At 62.1% G+C, this 16,471-nt stretch carries 14 protein-coding genes; 6 read left to right on the plus strand and 8 right to left on the minus strand.

Annotated features, from left to right (window positions below):
* Positions 1-108: 108 nt before the first annotated feature.
* The 5 genes from AC0ZT5_RS31010 to AC0ZT5_RS31030 form a co-directional block, all read right to left on the minus strand.
* A complete protein-coding gene (locus AC0ZT5_RS31010) occupies positions 109-576 on the minus strand; it encodes a DUF1203 domain-containing protein (RefSeq protein WP_488499535.1) in 468 nt (155 codons plus the stop codon).
* A gap of 100 nt (positions 577-676) precedes the next feature.
* Entirely contained in the window at positions 677-1,240 is a 564-nt protein-coding gene (locus AC0ZT5_RS31015; RefSeq protein ID WP_488499536.1) for a GNAT family N-acetyltransferase, read from the minus strand.
* A 5-nt stretch (positions 1,241-1,245) separates the two neighbouring features.
* Positions 1,246-2,097 carry a 3-mercaptopyruvate sulfurtransferase gene (sseA, locus tag AC0ZT5_RS31020; RefSeq protein WP_488499537.1) on the minus strand — a complete coding sequence of 284 codons (852 nt, stop codon included), beginning with the start codon at positions 2,095-2,097 and terminating at the stop codon, positions 1,246-1,248.
* Positions 2,098-2,293: 196 nt separating this feature from the next.
* Positions 2,294-3,037: an alanyl-tRNA editing protein gene (locus tag AC0ZT5_RS31025; RefSeq protein WP_488499538.1), complete on the minus strand. Its 744-nt coding sequence runs from the start codon at positions 3,035-3,037 to the stop codon at positions 2,294-2,296.
* Positions 3,037-4,071, minus strand: coding sequence for a cysteine synthase A (locus AC0ZT5_RS31030; RefSeq protein ID WP_488499539.1), 1,035 nt, complete (start codon positions 4,069-4,071; stop codon positions 3,037-3,039). The genes AC0ZT5_RS31025 and AC0ZT5_RS31030 overlap by 1 nt, the downstream gene beginning before the upstream one ends.
* 227 nt (positions 4,072-4,298) lie before the next feature.
* Between AC0ZT5_RS31030 and AC0ZT5_RS31035 the strand changes: the two genes are divergently transcribed.
* Both AC0ZT5_RS31035 and AC0ZT5_RS31040 read left to right on the plus strand, forming a co-directional pair.
* Positions 4,299-5,120 carry an SDR family oxidoreductase gene (locus AC0ZT5_RS31035; RefSeq protein WP_488499540.1) on the plus strand — a complete coding sequence of 274 codons (822 nt, stop codon included), beginning with the start codon at positions 4,299-4,301 and terminating at the stop codon, positions 5,118-5,120.
* A 96-nt stretch (positions 5,121-5,216) separates the two neighbouring features.
* Positions 5,217-6,191 (plus strand): alpha/beta hydrolase, encoded by a 975-nt coding sequence (locus AC0ZT5_RS31040; RefSeq protein WP_488499541.1) that lies wholly within the window; start codon positions 5,217-5,219, stop codon positions 6,189-6,191.
* A gap of 110 nt (positions 6,192-6,301) precedes the next feature.
* On the opposite strand, the gene AC0ZT5_RS31045 is transcribed toward AC0ZT5_RS31040, so the two are convergent.
* Positions 6,302-7,714 carry a DEAD/DEAH box helicase gene (locus AC0ZT5_RS31045; protein ID WP_488499542.1) on the minus strand — a complete coding sequence of 471 codons (1,413 nt, stop codon included), beginning with the start codon at positions 7,712-7,714 and terminating at the stop codon, positions 6,302-6,304.
* Between the two features lie 408 nt (positions 7,715-8,122).
* Between AC0ZT5_RS31045 and AC0ZT5_RS31050 the strand changes: the two genes are divergently transcribed.
* Together AC0ZT5_RS31050 and AC0ZT5_RS31055 are read left to right on the plus strand one after the other, a co-directional pair.
* Positions 8,123-9,655 (plus strand): acyl-CoA carboxylase subunit beta, encoded by a 1,533-nt coding sequence (locus AC0ZT5_RS31050; RefSeq protein ID WP_488499543.1) that lies wholly within the window; start codon positions 8,123-8,125, stop codon positions 9,653-9,655.
* Positions 9,656-9,662: 7 nt separating this feature from the next.
* Positions 9,663-10,733, plus strand: coding sequence for a M48 family metallopeptidase (locus AC0ZT5_RS31055; protein ID WP_488499544.1), 1,071 nt, complete (start codon positions 9,663-9,665; stop codon positions 10,731-10,733).
* 29 nt (positions 10,734-10,762) lie between these two features.
* Here the strand turns inward: AC0ZT5_RS31055 and AC0ZT5_RS31060 are convergent, their stop codons facing one another.
* Together AC0ZT5_RS31060 and AC0ZT5_RS31065 are read right to left on the minus strand one after the other, a co-directional pair.
* Positions 10,763-12,880, minus strand: a complete 2,118-nt coding sequence (locus AC0ZT5_RS31060) for a hypothetical protein (RefSeq protein WP_488499545.1) — start codon at positions 12,878-12,880, stop codon at positions 10,763-10,765.
* On the minus strand, positions 12,763-14,295 hold the full coding sequence (locus tag AC0ZT5_RS31065; protein ID WP_488499546.1) for an NAD(P)H-hydrate dehydratase: 1,533 nt from the start codon (positions 14,293-14,295) through the stop codon (positions 12,763-12,765). The genes AC0ZT5_RS31060 and AC0ZT5_RS31065 overlap by 118 nt, the downstream gene beginning before the upstream one ends.
* A 359-nt stretch (positions 14,296-14,654) precedes the next feature.
* On the opposite strand from AC0ZT5_RS31065, the gene AC0ZT5_RS31070 reads away from it, so the two are divergent.
* Together AC0ZT5_RS31070 and glnA are read left to right on the plus strand one after the other, a co-directional pair.
* Positions 14,655-14,993 carry a P-II family nitrogen regulator gene (locus AC0ZT5_RS31070; protein WP_006205430.1) on the plus strand — a complete coding sequence of 113 codons (339 nt, stop codon included), beginning with the start codon at positions 14,655-14,657 and terminating at the stop codon, positions 14,991-14,993.
* 66 nt (positions 14,994-15,059) lie between these two features.
* The gene (glnA, locus tag AC0ZT5_RS31075) at positions 15,060-16,469 is read left to right on the plus strand and encodes a type I glutamate--ammonia ligase (protein WP_111548994.1); all 1,410 of its coding nucleotides are present in this window, start codon (positions 15,060-15,062) and stop codon (positions 16,467-16,469) included.
* The last annotated feature ends 2 nt before the right edge of the window (positions 16,470-16,471 follow it).

The raw sequence follows: 16,471 nt of genomic DNA on the forward strand, positions 1-16,471 counted from the left end.
GATTTGCCGCCGGTTCATCCGCGGTCGGCAAATCGATCGACAATCGCTTTCTATCGCGCCTATGCGACGGGAGTACGACAGCCCTCTCCGGCTGGCAGGTCCAATGCCTCAGGCGCGCTCGATACGGCACTGGTAGCAATTGTTGCGCGCCGAGCGGACATGGACGTAGGCGATATCGTCGCGTTCGAACAAGGTTTCGGCTCGCACCGCGATCGCCGCTGTCGGGATGACGCCGCCGCTGCCGTAGACGATACGATTATCCCTGCCATAGCCGCGCACGATGTAGTCAGGGCTTTCGAGAATCTCCGGAAGCAGCTCGGTCTCGGCGGCGCGGTCGCATTCTTCTGCGTGCAGGAAGATCGGCCCGGTTTCGGCATAGGGCTGAAGGTCCGGGAATGGCCGGTAAGCCAGAACGAGGTAGGCGTCACCGGCGGCGATGTTCTTCAGACAATGCCGGCAAGGCATGCCGTCACCGTCGGAAATCTTTCGCTCGGGCGTGTGGCCGTAAGCATCGGGACCGCCAAACTGCAGCGCCCTGACATCCTGGGTCGGCAGAGCCTTGAACTGAATGGTCATGGTGAAATCTCCGGTGTCGGTGGCCGGAAATTATGCCCTCAAGTCCGCGCTTCCCACCCGATTCTTGCGAGTTGGCGGATGGTTCAGATTTTAGCTCATGTCACGGCCGCATGACGCTGGCCGAGCGTTCACCGAAAGGCAGCGGATGCACGATTTCCTTCTTCTGCGCAACCGGTGCAAAGCCGAGCTTCTGGTAAAGCGGCAGAGCCGCAGGATGATCGAGCGTGCAGGTCTGCACCGTCACCCGCTTCGGCCCGTACGACCACGCCGCTGCAATCGCCGCACCCAGGAACCAGCGGCCGATGCCTTGCCCGGTCGCATGCTCCATCATGCCGAAATAGGCGAGTTCCACCTCTTCCGGCAGATGCGGCTTGAGGTCGAAGAAGCCGGCCGGCGCGCCGTCGAGATAGAGCACCCTGATGTCGCGGTCCTCGCGGTGGATACCGGCCGAAAGCTCGTCGTCATCCAGCCTCAGCACATTGACCCAGTGCCATTTGCGCCCGACCCGATCCATCAAATAGCGGTAGAAATGCAGGGGAATTTCCTTGGTCTTCAGCAGCGCGACCTGACGGTTGTAGGGCACCGGCGGCGAATAGGCCGGCGGCACATGCATCTCGAGAAACGTCACCGTGACTTCGATGTCTTCCAGCGCGCCGTTTTCCATCGTCCTCATTCCTTGCCGGTCACGACGGGCGTGTCGGAGAGCCCACCCCATTCCGTCCATGAGCCGTCGTAGAGCCTGTTGTCAGTATGGCCAAGCGTCTCCAGCGCCAGCGTCGCCACCGCGGCTGTAATGCCGGAACCACACGAAGTGATGACGGGTTTCGACAGATCGATGCCGGCCCCCTCGATCACCTTGCGCAGACGGTCCTTCGACAACAGCTCGCCATTTTCCGACAGCGCCGAATAGGGCAGATTGCGCGCGCCCGGCATATGGCCGGAGCGGATACCGGCACGGGGTTCAGGCTCCGTGCCGGTAAAGCGGCCCGGTCCACGGGCATCGGCGATCTGGCTTTCTCCGGTATCGACGATCCGGCGCATTTCGGCGAGGCTGGCGACGCGACCGGCGTCGAAATCGGCATGAAACACGCTTGGCGCGATCTTGGTCGGTTCGGCCGTCACCGGCCGGCCTGCCGCTTTCCAGCCATCGAAGCCGCGGTCCAGAATATAGGTCTGGAAGACACCCATCACCCGGAACATCCACCACGCCCGAGGCGCCGAGAAGAAACCTGGACCGTCATAGACGACTATGGTGTCGTCGGCCGAAACGCCCATCGATCCGACATATTGAGCAAAATGCCGCGGTGACGGCAGCGTATGCGGCAGCGGCGAATCCGGATCCGAAACCGCATCCTGATCCAGGAACCGTGCGCCCGGAATGTGGGCAGCCTGGTATTCGCCGCGCGCATCGCGCTTTTGCGCCGGGAGATACCAGGATGCGTCGATGATCGTCAGGCCCGGCTCGCCGAGGCGCTGCTGCAGCCAATCCGCGTCGACGGTGAAAGGACTGTCCTCGGCCATTTTATCTCCTGCTCGCCCTTTGGCGGTGATTGTCCGATTAAAGCGCGTCGCGTTGAAGCGAATTCAGGCGAGGCGCTTCAAGTCTTTGTTTTATGCATCTCGTTATCCCAAAACCGGGACCACTTTTGGGCGACATGCATCAGGGTTTTTATGCATGTCGCTGTCCCAAAACCGGGCCACTTTCGGCGACAATGCATCAGGTCACCGGCATCGGGCCGAAGCGGATGCGGAAGCGCCTGTTCTCGCGGCCCTTCTTCTCGATCTTGCCGATATGGATTTCGCCGACTTCACCGGTGCTTTTGACATGGGTGCCGCCGCAGGGCTGGCTATCGACCGAAGCGTTGTCACCGATGCAGACCAGGCGAATTTTACCGGTGCCAACCGGCGGCCGGACGTTCTTGGATTTCACCAGGCCGGGATTGGCCGCCAGTTCCTCGTCGCTGATCAGCCTGGTGAAGATCGGGTGATCGGCCCGCACCAGATCCATCAGGCTCGCCGTCACGTCTTCCCTAGTGAAACTGGCATCGGGAATATCGAAATCGACGCGGCTGTCATCCTCGGAAACGGACGCACCCGTGATCGGGAACGGGCAGACCACGGTGAGCAGGTGACAAGCAGCATGCATGCGCATCAAAAGATGCCGGCGCTCCCAGTCGATCGCCAGGCGCAAGCGTTCACCGACCTCTGGACGCCTCTGTTCCAGCGCCGGCACATGGATGATCTCGTCCTTGGTCTCGCCCGTAATGGTGGCGGCGATGACGATGCGGCTGCCGTCGACTCGTTCCAGATGGCCGATATCGCCCGGTTGGCCGCCCGATGTGGCGTAGAAGATCGTCCGGTCGAGAATGATGCCGCCGCGGTCGTTGACGGCAACGATTGTGGCGTCCGCGGTGCGCAGATAGGAGTCGTCGCGAAACAGCGCTTCGGTTCTGTGCGCCATTACGCGACCTTTTCGAACGGCACCGAAATTGTGCTCCGCAGCTCCATCCAGCCCGGTATCGGCAGGTTCTTCTCGCGCAGGAATTCCGGGTTGAACAGCTTCGATTGATAGCGCGTGCCATAGTCGCAAAGGATGGTCACGATGGTGTGGCCGGGACCCAATTCGCGTGCCAGCCGGATCGCGCCGGCTATGTTGATGCCGGTCGAGCCGCCGACGCAAAGACCTTCCTCCTGGATCAGGTCGAAGACGATCGGCAGCGCATCCTCGTCCGGGATCTGGAACGAAAAATCCGGCGTGAAGCCATCAAGATTGGCGGTGATGCGCCCCTGCCCGATGCCTTCGGTGATCGAGCTGCCTTCGGACTTCAACTCACCGCTGGTGTAGAAACTGTAGAGCGCGGCCCCCAACGGATCGGCGAGCGCAATCTTGACGTCCTTGCTCTTGGCCTTAAGCCCGAAGGCAACGCCGGCCAGCGTTCCGCCCGAACCGACCGCCGAGACAAAACCGTCGACCTTGCCGCCGGTCTGGTTCCAGATCTCCTGCGCCGTGGTGCGGATATGGCCGTCACGGTTGGCGACATTGTCGAACTGGTTGGCCCAGATGGCGCCGTTCGGCTCCGTCCTTGCCATCTGCTCGGCCAGCCGCCCCGACAGTTTCACGTAATTGTTGGGGTTCTTGTAAGGCACCGCAGGCACCTCGATCAGCTCGGCGCCGAGCAGCTTGATAGTGTCCTTCTTTTCCTGGCTCTGCGTGTCGGGAATGACGATGACGGTGCGGTATCCCAGCGCCTTGGCGACCAGCGTCAGCCCGATACCGGTATTACCGGCCGTCCCCTCGACAATGACACCGCCGGGCTTCAGCAGCCCGCGCTGCTCGGCGTCGCGGATGATGAACAGGCCGGCGCGATCCTTGACCGACTGGCCCGGATTCATGAACTCGGCCTTGCCCAGGATCTCGCAACCGGTTTGTTCAGACGCTTTGTTGAGGCGGATCAGAGGCGTGTTGCCGATCACGTCGATCACAGAACGGGGCATTCAGGATTCCTTGTGTAGCTGCGCCGAAACCGTAGAAACCCGAAGCTTCGGTTTCAAGGCAAGAATTTGTCTGGACCAGTCGCATTTGCGGCACTGTTATCGCTGCCGACGCTTCTCAATATCGCCTTCATGCCCCACAGTTGATTTCCTCACTGTGATGAAAGCACTCTTTTCATTCGATTTCTTCATCGCTAGAGCAAGGTACGAGCAAGTTGACAGGGCGCAGCATGACACTCTATCGGGCCAATCCGAAGCACGGCGTCGCCTGGATCACGGGCGGCAGCAGCGGCATCGGCCGTTCGCTGGCCAGGGATCTTGCGTCGCAGGGCTATGCCGTCGCGGTGACGGCGCTCGATGACGATCCGATCGACACGCTTGTCGTCGAGACCGCGCAGATGCCGGGCAGTGTCAAGGCCTTTCCCTGTGATGTCACCGACGAGCCGCGCATGGCAAGAACGGTCGCCGCGATCGAGAAGGAACTCGGGCCCATTGTGCTCGCTGTCTTCAATGCCGGGAACTACATTTCGACGCCGGGTGAAAATCTTGTCGTGAACGACTTTCGCCGGTCCTTCGATGTCAACTATTTCGGCATCATCAACGGCCTGGTGCCCGTCATCGAGCGAATGCGTGTGCGGGCACGCGGCCACGTCGTGCTGGTCGGCTCGGTCACCGCCTATTTCGGCTGGCCGACCACGGCCGCCTATGGCGGCACCAAGGCGGCGATCAACATCCTGGCCGAGTCGCTGAAATATGACTTCGACAAGATGAATGTGCGTGTCCAGGTGATCAACCCGGGCTTCATCGATACCCCCCTGACCGAGAAGAACATGCTGCCGATGCCGGGACTGATGCCCGTCAGCCGCGCGACGCGCCGCATGGCGCGGGGCATCAAATCCGGCGGCTTCGAAGTCACCTTCCCGCGCCGGCTGAGCTGGCCTCTGAAAGTGCTCAGCCTGCTACCGAGGCCGCTGTGCAGAGGGGTGATCAGCCTGATGACCAGCTGGAAGGCGCGGCCGCTGCACTACGACCGCAAGCCACAAAGCGAATAGAACGCCATCTAGAGTGGCAGGCTCCGCCTCCGGGCCGGCCGTTGCCCATTTGTGATCACCACCATAGGCTGAGAAATTGTTCGTTTGGAGTCTGCGATGGGGCGACGGATCGTGCTTGCTGTGCTGGGCCTTGTCGCTGTCCTCGCACTGGCTTTCGTGCTTGGCCCGCGCGTCCCTGTCGATACCACGATCCATTTCGATCCCTCGGTCATCGGCGATGATCCGCAGGCCTATGTAGCGGAGACAGAGGCCGCCATACCCGGAATCCGTGACGGGCTGGAAAAGGAAATCGTCTGGGCCAATCCGATGGTGCATGCGAAGACGCCACTGTCGATCGTCTACATCCACGGCTTTTCCGCATCGAAGGGCGAGGTCCGCCCGCTGCCGGACGAGGTGGCCGACCAGCTCGACGCCAATCTGTTCTACACCCGCCTTACCGGCCACGGGCAGGATGGCGCGGCGATGACGCAAGGCAGCGTCAATGCCTGGATCAACGATTATGAGGAGGCGCTCGCCATCGGCCGGGAGATCGGCGACAAGGTGATCGTCATCTCGACCTCGACCGGCGGTTCGCTTGCGACATGGGCGGCAACGCAGCCGGGCGCGTCGGACGGGGTGGCGGCGATTGCGTTCATCTCGCCGAATTTCGGCGTCAGGGCGTCCGGCGCCGAGATCCTGACCATGCCCTGGGGCAAGCAGATCGCCGAGCTCGTCGGCGGCAAGGAACGCAGCTTTCCGACCCGCAACGCCCTGCACGAGAAATTCTGGACGCACAGATATCCGATGGCCGCGACGCTGCCGATGGCGGCGGTGACCGAGCTCGCCTACGCCGCGCCGGTGGAAAAGGCGACCATACCGGCTCTCTTCATCTTCTCCGATTCCGATAGGGTTGTGCGCGAAAACCGTACCCGCGAAATCGCCGGGCGCTGGGGCGCGCCGCATGAACTGGTTCCGGTCGACGACACCGGCGATCCAGACAACCACGTCATCGCCGGCGATGCGCTGTCGCCATCGACCACGGCCTTTCTGGCGCAAAGGATTGCCGTCTGGGTCGAGGCGGTGGCCAAGTAACCTCCAGACGACAAGTAGCCTCCAGACGAAAAGGGCGACCGAAGCATCGCTTCAGCCGCCCTTTCCATGTCAGTCACGGCAAGCCTAAGCTTGACCAATTACAACGCGGCTTACGCAGCCCGCGCCGCCGGACGCTTGCCGCCGAAGCGGCGCTTGTTGTTGCCCTTGAAAGGCTTGGCGCCTTCCGGCTTGCGCTCGCCAGCGAAGGCCGGCTTGTCGCCGAAGCGCTTCTTGCCAAAGCCGTTGCCCTTGTTCTCGCCCCCGGGCCGCCTGCCGTCGCGACGACCATTTCCGTTGCGATCATTGGCCGGCTCGAAGCGCTCGTTCTTTTCAGCTGGATTGCGCTGCGGATCGGGGCTGCCGAGATGGTCGGCAACGATCGGCAGTTTGGTGCGGATGATGCGCTCGACCTGACGCAGCTTGCTGTTTTCGGAAGGATCGCAAAGCGTGATCGCGATGCCGTCCATGCCGTTGCGGCCGGTGCGGCCGATGCGGTGGATATAGCTTTCGGCTTCGTCAGGCAGGTCGAAATTCACGACATGGCTGATGCCGGGCACATCGATGCCGCGCGCCGCAATGTCGGTCGCTACCAAGATGCGCACCGAGCCCTCACGGAAATCGTTCAGCGCCTTCTGACGGGCATTCTGCGACTTGTTGCCGTGGATGACGGCGGCCCTGAAGCCGTCGCGCTCAAGGTCCTTGGTCACCCTGTCGGCACCGTGCTTGGTGCGCGAAAAGATGATGACGGACTTCATCGCCTCGTCGGCGAGCATCGTCGACAGCACCTGGCGCTTCTGCTTGGTGCGGGCAAAGACGACGCCCTGCACGATCTCGGCCGCAGCCGTGCTCTGCGGCGCGACTTCGACGCGGATCGGGTTCTTCAGCAGACCCTTGGCCAGTTCGGCGATTTCATTGGGCATGGTCGCGGAGAACAGCACCGTCTGACGATCGGGCGCGGTCGCCTTGGCGATGCGCTTGACGTCGTTGATGAAGCCCATGTCGAGCATGCGGTCGCCCTCGTCCAGCACCAGCCATTTGGTGTCGGCAAGCATGAGGTCGCCTTCGCGCACCAGATCGGTCAACCGGCCGGGCGTCGCGATCAGGATGTCGACGCCGGGCGCAACCTTCTTCACCTGGCTGAAGCGCGAGACGCCACCCAGCACGAGAGCGGTCGAGACATGCGCGCCCTTAGCGAGGATCTTGATGGTGTCCTCGATCTGCACGGCAAGTTCGCGCGTCGGTGCCAGGATCAGCGCACGCGCCGTCTTCGGCCGGCGCTTGGTGCCGAGAGCAATGATCTTCGACAGGATCGGCAGCGCGAAGGCCGCGGTCTTGCCGGAACCGGTCTGGGCGATGCCGAAAATGTCACGGCCCTCCATCTGCGGCGGGATCGCCTGCGCCTGGATCGGCTTCGGATCGGTAAAGCCGGCGGCGTGGGTCGCCTTGAGCAGCGCGCCGGTAATTCCAAGTGCTGCGAAACCAGAGAGTTCCCCAGTACCGAGCAAAGTATTTTCGTTGGTCAAAATAATCTTCTTTCACGCGGCCTCAGGCCGCAAACATCAATGGCGGCAGGGCGCAACCTGCCGTCGGATAAATTGTCATGAAACGACAAGGCGGGCGGACGGTTTCGTCCACTCGGCTGCGCTGTCGTGCCCGCAGGCATCATGCCACGGGGCTTTTTCGCCGCTTTGTGATGTACCGGAAAGAGGGCCGATATACCGGAAAGAGGGAAAACAGACGCAACCAGTCTCATTTGTCGAGAAGGCCGGATTGTTGCCGGCCCAAGCGCCTATGTCGCCGCATATGGCCCAGTTCGCGGCCAAATGCAAGGGGCGTCATGCTGCAGCGCAACAAAACCATGGCGCAAGCGGTGCTTGCGCTCGCTTGCCGGCACGATTACCACGAAATGCCGCTGGCCTGGGAGGTAATCGATGAAGGACGTGCTGAAGGAACTCGAGCGCCGCCGCGACATCGCTCGCATGGGTGGCGGCCAGGCCCGCATCGATGCGCAGCACAAGAAGGGCAAGCTCACTGCGCGCGAACGCATCGAAGTGTTTCTCGATGAAGGCTCGTTCGAGGAATTCGACATGTATGTCGAGCACCGCTCAACCGACTTCGGCATGGAGAAGACCAAGATCGCCGGCGACGGCGTCGTCACCGGCTGGGGCACCGTCAACGGCCGTCCGGTTTACCTCTTCGCCAAGGACTTCACCGTGTTCGGTGGCTCACTGTCGGAAGCCCATGCCGAAAAGGTCATCAAAGTGCAGGAGATGGCGCTGCGCAACCGTGCGCCGATCATCGGCCTCTATGATGCCGGCGGGGCGCGCATCCAGGAAGGCGTGGCCGCACTGGGCGGCTATGCCGAGATCTTTCAGCGCAATGTGCTCGCCTCCGGTGTCATTCCGCAGATTTCGCTGATCATGGGGCCTTGTGCCGGCGGCGATGTCTATTCACCGGCGATGACCGACTTCATCTTCATGGTGCGCGACACCTCCTACATGTTCGTCACCGGGCCGGATGTGGTGAAGACCGTCACCAACGAGACGGTGACCGCCGAGAGCCTCGGCGGCGCCTTCGTCCACACGACGAAATCCTCGATCGCCGACGGCGCCTATGACAATGACGTCGAGGCGCTGCTGCAGATGCGCCGGCTGGTCGACCTGCTGCCCGCCTCCAACACATCGGAACTTCCGGAGATCGAATGCTACCAGTCGGTCACCGACCACGATCTGTCGCTCGACCGGCTGATCCCCGACAATGCCAACAAGCCGTACGACATCAAGGAGCTGATCCTTAAAGTGGCCGATGAAGGCGATTTCTTCGAGATCCAGCAGAACTTCGCCAAGAACATCGTCACCGGGTTCGGACGCGTCGAGGGCCGCACCGTCGGCTTCGTCGCCAACCAGCCGATGGTGCTGGCTGGCGTGCTCGATTCAGATGCAAGCCGCAAGGCGGCTCGTTTCGTGCGCTTCTGCGACTGCTTTTCGATCCCGATCGTCACCTTTGTCGATGTTCCCGGCTTCCTGCCCGGCACCGCGCAGGAATATGGCGGGCTGATCAAGCATGGCGCGAAACTCCTCTTCGCCTATGCCGAGGCCACCGTGCCGAAGATCACCGTCATCACCCGCAAGGCCTATGGCGGTGCCTATGACGTGATGGCGTCAAAACACCTGCGCGGCGACATGAATTATGCCTGGCCGACGGCGCAAATCGCGGTGATGGGCGCCAGGGGCGCGGTCGAGATCATCTACCGCAAGGACGTTGGTGATGCTGAAAAGATCGCAGCCCATACAAAGGCTTACGAAGATCGCTTCCTGTCGCCCTTCGTCGCCGCCGAGCGCGGCTATGTCGATGAGGTGATCATGCCGCACTCGACCCGTCGCCGCATCGCGCGCGCGCTCCGGATGCTGCGCAACAAGGACATGCAGAACCCCTGGAAGAAGCACGACAACATCCCGCTGTGAGGCGCTGATGTCGCGCCTGATCCTTTCTGTGGGAACGAGCTTCGGCAGGTTTGCCATCCTGCTTTTTGCCCTGCCGCTTTTCTGCCCTGTGCTGCTGTGGCTGTTGTTGCTCGACCGAAATCCGCTCGCGGTTATCGCGGGCGGGGTTATCGCCATACCGGCCGCAATGCTGGCTTTTGTTCTGTTGATCGGAGCATTGTTCGCCGGCTTTCGATCCAGCCAGGTACAAGGCATCTCCCAGCACTCGGCTCCCAAATTGTGGGCTGTGTGGGAAGGTGTTGCTGGTAAACATCGTGCCGGCCGAACAACGATAGTGCTGAGCGACAACCTCAACGCCAGTATAGGGGAAGAGCGTCCGTTTCTCGGCCTGCTTGGTCGTCGGGTGATCTTGACGGTCGGTATTCCGTTGCTTGCGGTGACCGACGACAAGGCGTTTGCGGCGATCTTGGCCCATGAGGACGCGCATCTGAGAAACAGAGATACAAACGGCGGACTCAATCTTGCCGAACTCGACAAAAGCTTCGACTTGATCTTCGACTACGCCCCTCCGGGGAGGACCGTTTCCGGCAGTTTGTTTTACTGGTTGCTCAGTCCACTGTCATCCGCCATGGAACGCGAAGGAATACGGTTGTCACGACGGGCGGAGATCGAAGCCGATCGTCATGCAGCGACGTCCGGCGATGCATACCAGGCAGCGCGTGCGCTGCTGCTGATCGGCGCAGCCGACGCGTTCTTCGAGCATCGGGTTTATGATCCACTCAAGCGTGAATTGCTTGGCACGATGGTTCCACCTCCTCCACCGCTCGATAGAGTTTTGAGGGCAGCCAAGGAACTGACGAGCCACTCCATCCTGCAAGAGTATGCTCAAAAGGCCTGGGATGCCCCAGACAACGAAAGTGCCGATCATCCGCCATGGTCCGAACGTCTGGCTGCGCTCGGATATAGCTCGGTCCCTGCGATGGAGCCGGTTTTGGTTTCAGCCCTTTCCAGCCTTTTGAGCAATGAAGTTGTTACCGAGCGCGTTCATCATTTCGATGGTGAATGGACATCGAAGGTCGCCGACCATCTTGATCGATAGATAGCCACCCGGATTGTTTCTGGGAGCGGCTACTCCTCTTCCGCCGCGCCAAATCCTGCCCCCATGGTGGCACGGACGGAACTGCCCCAGGGCGTCGCGTGGTTGTCGATGCGCATCTGGAAGATGAAATAGGTCGGCGAGCAGAAGCCGATACCCTTGATCTTACCGATGCCAGGCGTATCGGGCGGCAGCGATTGGCACATATAGTCCTCGCGGCAGAAATGATCGGCCGAACAAGCCGGCCGGTTGCCGCGGTTGACGGCGCCGCCAAGGCATTGGTCGAAATTGTTGGTGGCCACGCAGATGTCGAATTTCTTGCCGCCGACCAGCCCGCAGATCTCGTTCGGCATCGGCTTGCCGGATTTGAAGGCCGCGAAGGCGCGGTCTTTGTCGCCGCAGCCGCGATAAGCGATCCCGCCAGGCACGCCGATCTTCGGCGGACGGCAGGTGTAGGCAGTGCGCGAGACATCCTGCGCAAAGGCCGCGAACTGGCCTGATATTTTGAAGCGGTCGTTGAAAGGCTGCGTTGCGTTGCTGGCGATCGATCCGGTCAGGCAGGGATGGCCGGAAAACATGTCGGGGCTGTCCTTGGGCAGCAGGCATTGCGCCAGCTTCGTCCGCACACCCGAAGCGCTGGCTAGCGGCGTGCAGATGGTGCCGCCACCGCACTGCCAGGTCTTGCCGAAGCGTGCGGCATCGTCCGGCATCAGGCACGGCATTGCCATCTCTGCCGGCGCGTAGTCAATCGCGCCGGCGTCCGTCCAGGCAACCGGTGGTGCAAAGGAGAGCGGGCGGAAGCGGTTCGGCACCTTGCCTTGCGCCATGGCGCGCAGCCAGGCCTGGCGGCGCGGGATCTCGGCGTGAAGATGCGGCGAAATGCCGACCTCGATGCGGTTGAGCGGCGAGGTCGTCTTGTCGTCGAGGCCGATGAAATGGAAACCGGCGGTGGAACCAGCCTGATGGCAACCCTGGCAGGCGCCATTGTCCAGCCGCTCGATGAGAGCTTCCGGTGTGCGCAGCAGTTTGAGCCCGGAATAATCGAGCGATGCGAATTCCCCGGGCTGAAGCAGTGGCGTGAACGGGTGGTTGGCCTGCCGCGCGCTGCCGAAGGTCGACCACGAGATGACCTTCCTGGCCAGGAATTCGTCGGGGATCTCGTAGACGCCTTCGTCGACCGCAGGCAGATTGGCGCTGACATAGGCGGCCAGCCTTGCCTTCAGCGCCGCGTCTTGCGAAAGCCGCGCGGCGTCAGTCGTGTTCTCCAGCGGCTTCTCGCTGACGGTGCCGCCATCGATGCCGAATATCCGCATGAGATAGGCGGCCTGGCCGCCGAACTCGGTTTCCTGGCCAGAGGGAAAGCGCACCACCTGGGCGTTGAGTTCCAGCTGCTTGAAGGTCAGCCCGGCCTTCTCCAGCGGACCGCCAGTCAGCCAGCCAGCATCGACGGTCTCGTCAAGCTGTGGCGTCCAGCGTCCGGCAACGCCGACGCAGCCGCCGTCGGCATCGGGCGCCGCGCTGTAGACGGCGTTGAAATTGAACGGCAGACGCGACGCCAACAGCTTGCCATTTTTGCGGAAACTGTAGGCAAGGCGGTAGATGAAGCGCACCTCGCCGCAGCTCTTTTCACCCAGCAACACCGCGAAGTCGCCACGGTCAAGCCGGTTGACGACGCCGACCAGCCGGAAGCGCGCGGCATCGGTCTTCAGCCAGCGCATGTCCATGATGCGGCCGACATTGCCGTCGGTGACCTCGTAGAGCGGCCGCCCGCCGGCCTTCATGTCGGCGCGCAGCGCGGCGACATCGGCCGCCACAGTGTCGACGACAGCGTGATAGGCCGGCGCCTTGTCGTAGAGAGCTTTCAGGTCGCCCGCGCCCGCCGCGCCAAACATCTCGGCAAAGCCATAGCCCTTGGCATCGAGCGCGGCGAGCACCGCCGGATCATCGACGATCGTCACTGGACCTTCGGCGCGGGCTGCCGACGCCACGAAGACAGCAAGGAGGGTGGCGAGCAACAGAGCCAGGGCGCGGCTCATCGAGCGGCCGAACGCGCTTCGGCAAGGTCGCGCAGCACCGGCACCAGCGCCGGCGGCAGATCCTCGGCGATCAGCCCCGGCCCGAACCGGCTGCCGGCCTCGGCATGGATCCACACCGCGGCGCAGGCCGCTTCGAACGCCGGCATGCCTTGGGCAAGCAGCCCGGCGGTGATGCCGGACAGCACGTCGCCCGACCCGGCGGTGGCGAGCCATGGCGCGCCATTGGCGTTGATCGCCGCCCGGCCGTTCGGTGCCGCGATCACCGTGTCGGCACCCTTGTAGACGATGACGGCATTGGCACGCACGGCGGCTGCGCGTGCCTTGTCGAGCTTGGAGGACGCAACGTCATCGGCGATATTGGGAAACAGCCTGGCGAACTCCCCTTCGTGCGGCGTCATCACCAGGGCCGGCGCGCCCGGTTGGCGAGAAGCTTCGAACAGGACGTCCGGCGCCTCACGAAAAGAGGTGATCGCGTCGGCATCGAACACGAGGCCGTCAATCCGGGTTGACGTATCCCTTGGCTGGGCACGGCTGAGCAGCGCGAGTGCAAATTGCCGCGTCTTTTCGCCAATGCCGAAGCCGGGCCCGAGAACAAAAGCCGACGGCCGGCGTTCGTCGATGAACGAGGCGATGTCGACGCTGTCATCGGCCTTGCGCAGCATGATCGAGGTAAGATGCACAGCGTTTACCTGCACGGCATTGGCCGGCGACAGCACGGTGACCGCCCCTGCCCCGCTTCTCGCGGCGGCTAGTGCCGACAGCCGCGCCGCGCCGGTAGCGCTCGGACCGCCGGAAAAGACGCCGACATGGCCGCGCTTGTATTTGTGTGCGTCCACCGCCGGCACGGGAAATTCCCGCAACCACAGGTCCGGCACATTCTCAAAAGTCGACACGGCGAGCTGGGCGATGACGATGTCGTCGATGCCGATATCGGCGAGCACGGTTTCACCACATTGCTCTCGTCCCGGGAGCAGCAGGTGGCCGGGCTTTTTCCGCGCGAAGGTCACGGTGACCTCGGCGTGAAACGCCCTGCCCAATATTGCGCCGCTGGCTCCTGAGACACCCGATGGCAGGTCGACCGCGACAACAGGCAAGCGCAGAGCTGTTGCAGTGTCAACGGCTTTCGCGGCATCGCCGGCCAGCGGCTTGGACAGCCCTGCCCCGTAAAGCGCGTCGACGACAATCGAGCCGGCCTCGGCGGCAAAATCCGACAGTGGCCGAGGCTTGACCGGGCATTGCGCGGCGGCGAGCGCCGCATCGCTTTGCGGCCTCGGCGTGCCGCTCGCCCAGATCGTCGTGCCGACGCCGCAGCTGGCCAGCAACCGGGCAACGACATAGCCATCGCCGCCATTGTTGCCGGGGCCACACAGCACATGGACACGCGCCACTGCAGGATAACGCGCCAGGACCAGAGCCGCGACCGCTTCGCCGGCACGGCGCATCAGGCCGATACCGTCGGTTGTACCGGCGGCAATCGTCAGCCGATCGGCCTCGCTCATTTCGGCCGGGGAAAGAAGTTCGTTGCTCATGGATTGCCGATCCGCATTCGATCAAGCATTGTCCAATTTTCGATCCGAAGCAAACAAAGGGGAGTTGGCGAAATTTGCGGCGATATCGTTGGGATGAAGGCATCGCAGGCACAAAACTGCCCGCTGAATGAGCGATATGCCTAATTATTATGCGGATGCACATGCTGGCGCCCTGTCGGCTCCAGCAGCCCATGCCGCACCTGATGCAGCGAATGACGCGAATTTGCTTCCCGGTGCGGCGCGGCTTTGAAATCGTATGAGACCGCTTCAAATCCATCCAATTGGCACAGTTCGTGCTTGATGGAGGCGCAAGCGGGGGTTCACAACCCGTTTTTTTGGCAGTGGAGGCTACTTTTTACATGAAAAAGATCGAAGCGATCATCAAGCCATTCAAGCTGGACGAAGTGAAGGAAGCGCTTCAGGAGGCCGGACTGCAAGGCATCACCGTCACCGAGGCCAAAGGCTTCGGTCGCCAGAAAGGCCATACCGAACTCTACCGCGGGGCCGAATATGTCGTCGATTTTCTGCCCAAAGTGAAGATCGAGGTCGTGCTTGGCGACGACGCGGTCGAAGGCGCGATCGAAGCCATCCGCAAGGCGGCCCAGACAGGCCGTATCGGCGACGGCAAGATCTTCGTCTCCAACATCGAGGAAGTCGTGCGAATCCGCACTGGCGAAACCGGCATGGACGCGGTCTGATCCGATCCGCCCATCCGCCTGAAAACCGTCATCATCAAAAAACGTCATCAAACAGGGATACATGACATGACGACAGCCAAAGACATCATGAAGCAGATCAAGGACAACGACGTGAAATTCGTCGACCTGCGCTTCACCGACCCGAAGGGCAAGCTGCAACACGTGACGATGGATGTCATCGAGGTCGAGGAAGACATGTTCGCTGATGGCGTCATGTTCGACGGCTCTTCGATTGCCGGCTGGAAGGCCATCAACGAGTCCGACATGGTGCTGATGCCCGATCCGGACACGGTCCACATGGACCCGTTCTTCGCGCAGTCGACCATGGTCATCCTGTGCGACATCCTCGATCCGGTTTCGGGCGAATCCTACAACCGTGATCCGCGCGGCACGGCCAAGAAGGCCGAGGCTTACATGAAGTCGGAAGGCATCGGCGACCAGATCTTCGTCGGCCCGGAAGCCGAATTCTTCGTCTTCGACGATGTGAAGTACAAGGCCGACCCTTACAACACCGGCTTCAAGCTCGATTCCACCGAACTGCCGTCGAACGACGACACCGACTACGAGACCGGCAATCTCGGCCACCGTCCGCGCATCAAGGGCGGCTATTTCCCAGTGCCGCCGATCGATTCCGCCCAGGATATGCGTTCCGAGATGCTGACCGTGCTCGCCGAAATGGGTGTGCGGGTCGAAAAGCACCACCACGAGGTGGCGGCCGCCCAGCACGAACTCGGCATCAAGTTCGATACGCTCGTGCGCAACGCCGACAAGATGCTGATCTACAAGTATGTCGTGCACCAGGTCGCCAACGCCTACGGCAAGACGGCCACCTTCATGCCGAAGCCGATCTTCGGCGACAACGGCTCGGGCATGCACGTCCACCAGTCGATCTGGAAGAACGGCAAGCCGACCTTCGCCGGCAATGAATATGCCGGCCTGTCGGAAAGCTGCCTGTTCTACATCGGCGGCATCATCAAGCATGCCAAGGCGATCAACGCCTTCACCAATCCGCTGACCAACTCCTACAAGCGTCTGGTGCCGGGCTACGAAGCGCCGGTGCTGCTCGCCTATTCGGCGCGCAACCGCTCGGCATCCTGCCGCATCCCGTTCGGCTCCTCGCCCAAGTCCAAGCGCGTCGAGGTCCGCTTCCCCGATCCGGGTGCGAACCCCTACCTCGCTTTCGCCGCCATGCTGATGGCCGGCCTCGACGGCATCAAGAACAAGATCCATCCCGGCCAGCCGATGGACAAGGATCTCTACGACCTGCCGCCGAAGGAGCTGAAGAAGATCCCGACCGTCTGCGGTTCGCTGCGCGAAGCGCTGCAGAGCCTCGACAAGGATCGCGGCTTCCTGAAAGCCGGCGGCGTCTTCGACGACGACCAGATCGACAGCTACATCGAACTGAAGATGGCCGAGGTGATGCGCTTCGAAATGACCCCGCATCCTGTCGAGTACGACATGTACTACTCGGTCTAAGA

The sequence above is a fragment of the Mesorhizobium sp. CNPSo 4670 genome, assembly GCF_057784235.1.

Coding starts and splice junctions, on each gene's coding strand:
- AC0ZT5_RS31010 (WP_488499535.1), bottom strand. CDS start 576: ATGACCATTCAGTTCAAGGCTCTGCCGACCCAGGATGTCAGGGCGCTG.
- AC0ZT5_RS31015 (WP_488499536.1), bottom strand. CDS start 1,240: ATGGAAAACGGCGCGCTGGAAGACATCGAAGTCACGGTGACGTTTCTC.
- sseA (WP_488499537.1), bottom strand. CDS start 2,097: ATGGCCGAGGACAGTCCTTTCACCGTCGACGCGGATTGGCTGCAGCAG.
- AC0ZT5_RS31025 (WP_488499538.1), bottom strand. CDS start 3,037: ATGGCGCACAGAACCGAAGCGCTGTTTCGCGACGACTCCTATCTGCGC.
- AC0ZT5_RS31030 (WP_488499539.1), bottom strand. CDS start 4,071: ATGCCCCGTTCTGTGATCGACGTGATCGGCAACACGCCTCTGATCCGC.
- AC0ZT5_RS31035 (WP_488499540.1), top strand. CDS start 4,299: ATGACACTCTATCGGGCCAATCCGAAGCACGGCGTCGCCTGGATCACG.
- AC0ZT5_RS31040 (WP_488499541.1), top strand. CDS start 5,217: ATGGGGCGACGGATCGTGCTTGCTGTGCTGGGCCTTGTCGCTGTCCTC.
- AC0ZT5_RS31050 (WP_488499543.1), top strand. CDS start 8,123: ATGAAGGACGTGCTGAAGGAACTCGAGCGCCGCCGCGACATCGCTCGC.
- AC0ZT5_RS31055 (WP_488499544.1), top strand. CDS start 9,663: ATGTCGCGCCTGATCCTTTCTGTGGGAACGAGCTTCGGCAGGTTTGCC.
- AC0ZT5_RS31065 (WP_488499546.1), bottom strand. CDS start 14,295: ATGAGCAACGAACTTCTTTCCCCGGCCGAAATGAGCGAGGCCGATCGG.
- AC0ZT5_RS31070 (WP_006205430.1), top strand. CDS start 14,655: ATGAAAAAGATCGAAGCGATCATCAAGCCATTCAAGCTGGACGAAGTG.
- glnA (WP_111548994.1), top strand. CDS start 15,060: ATGACGACAGCCAAAGACATCATGAAGCAGATCAAGGACAACGACGTG.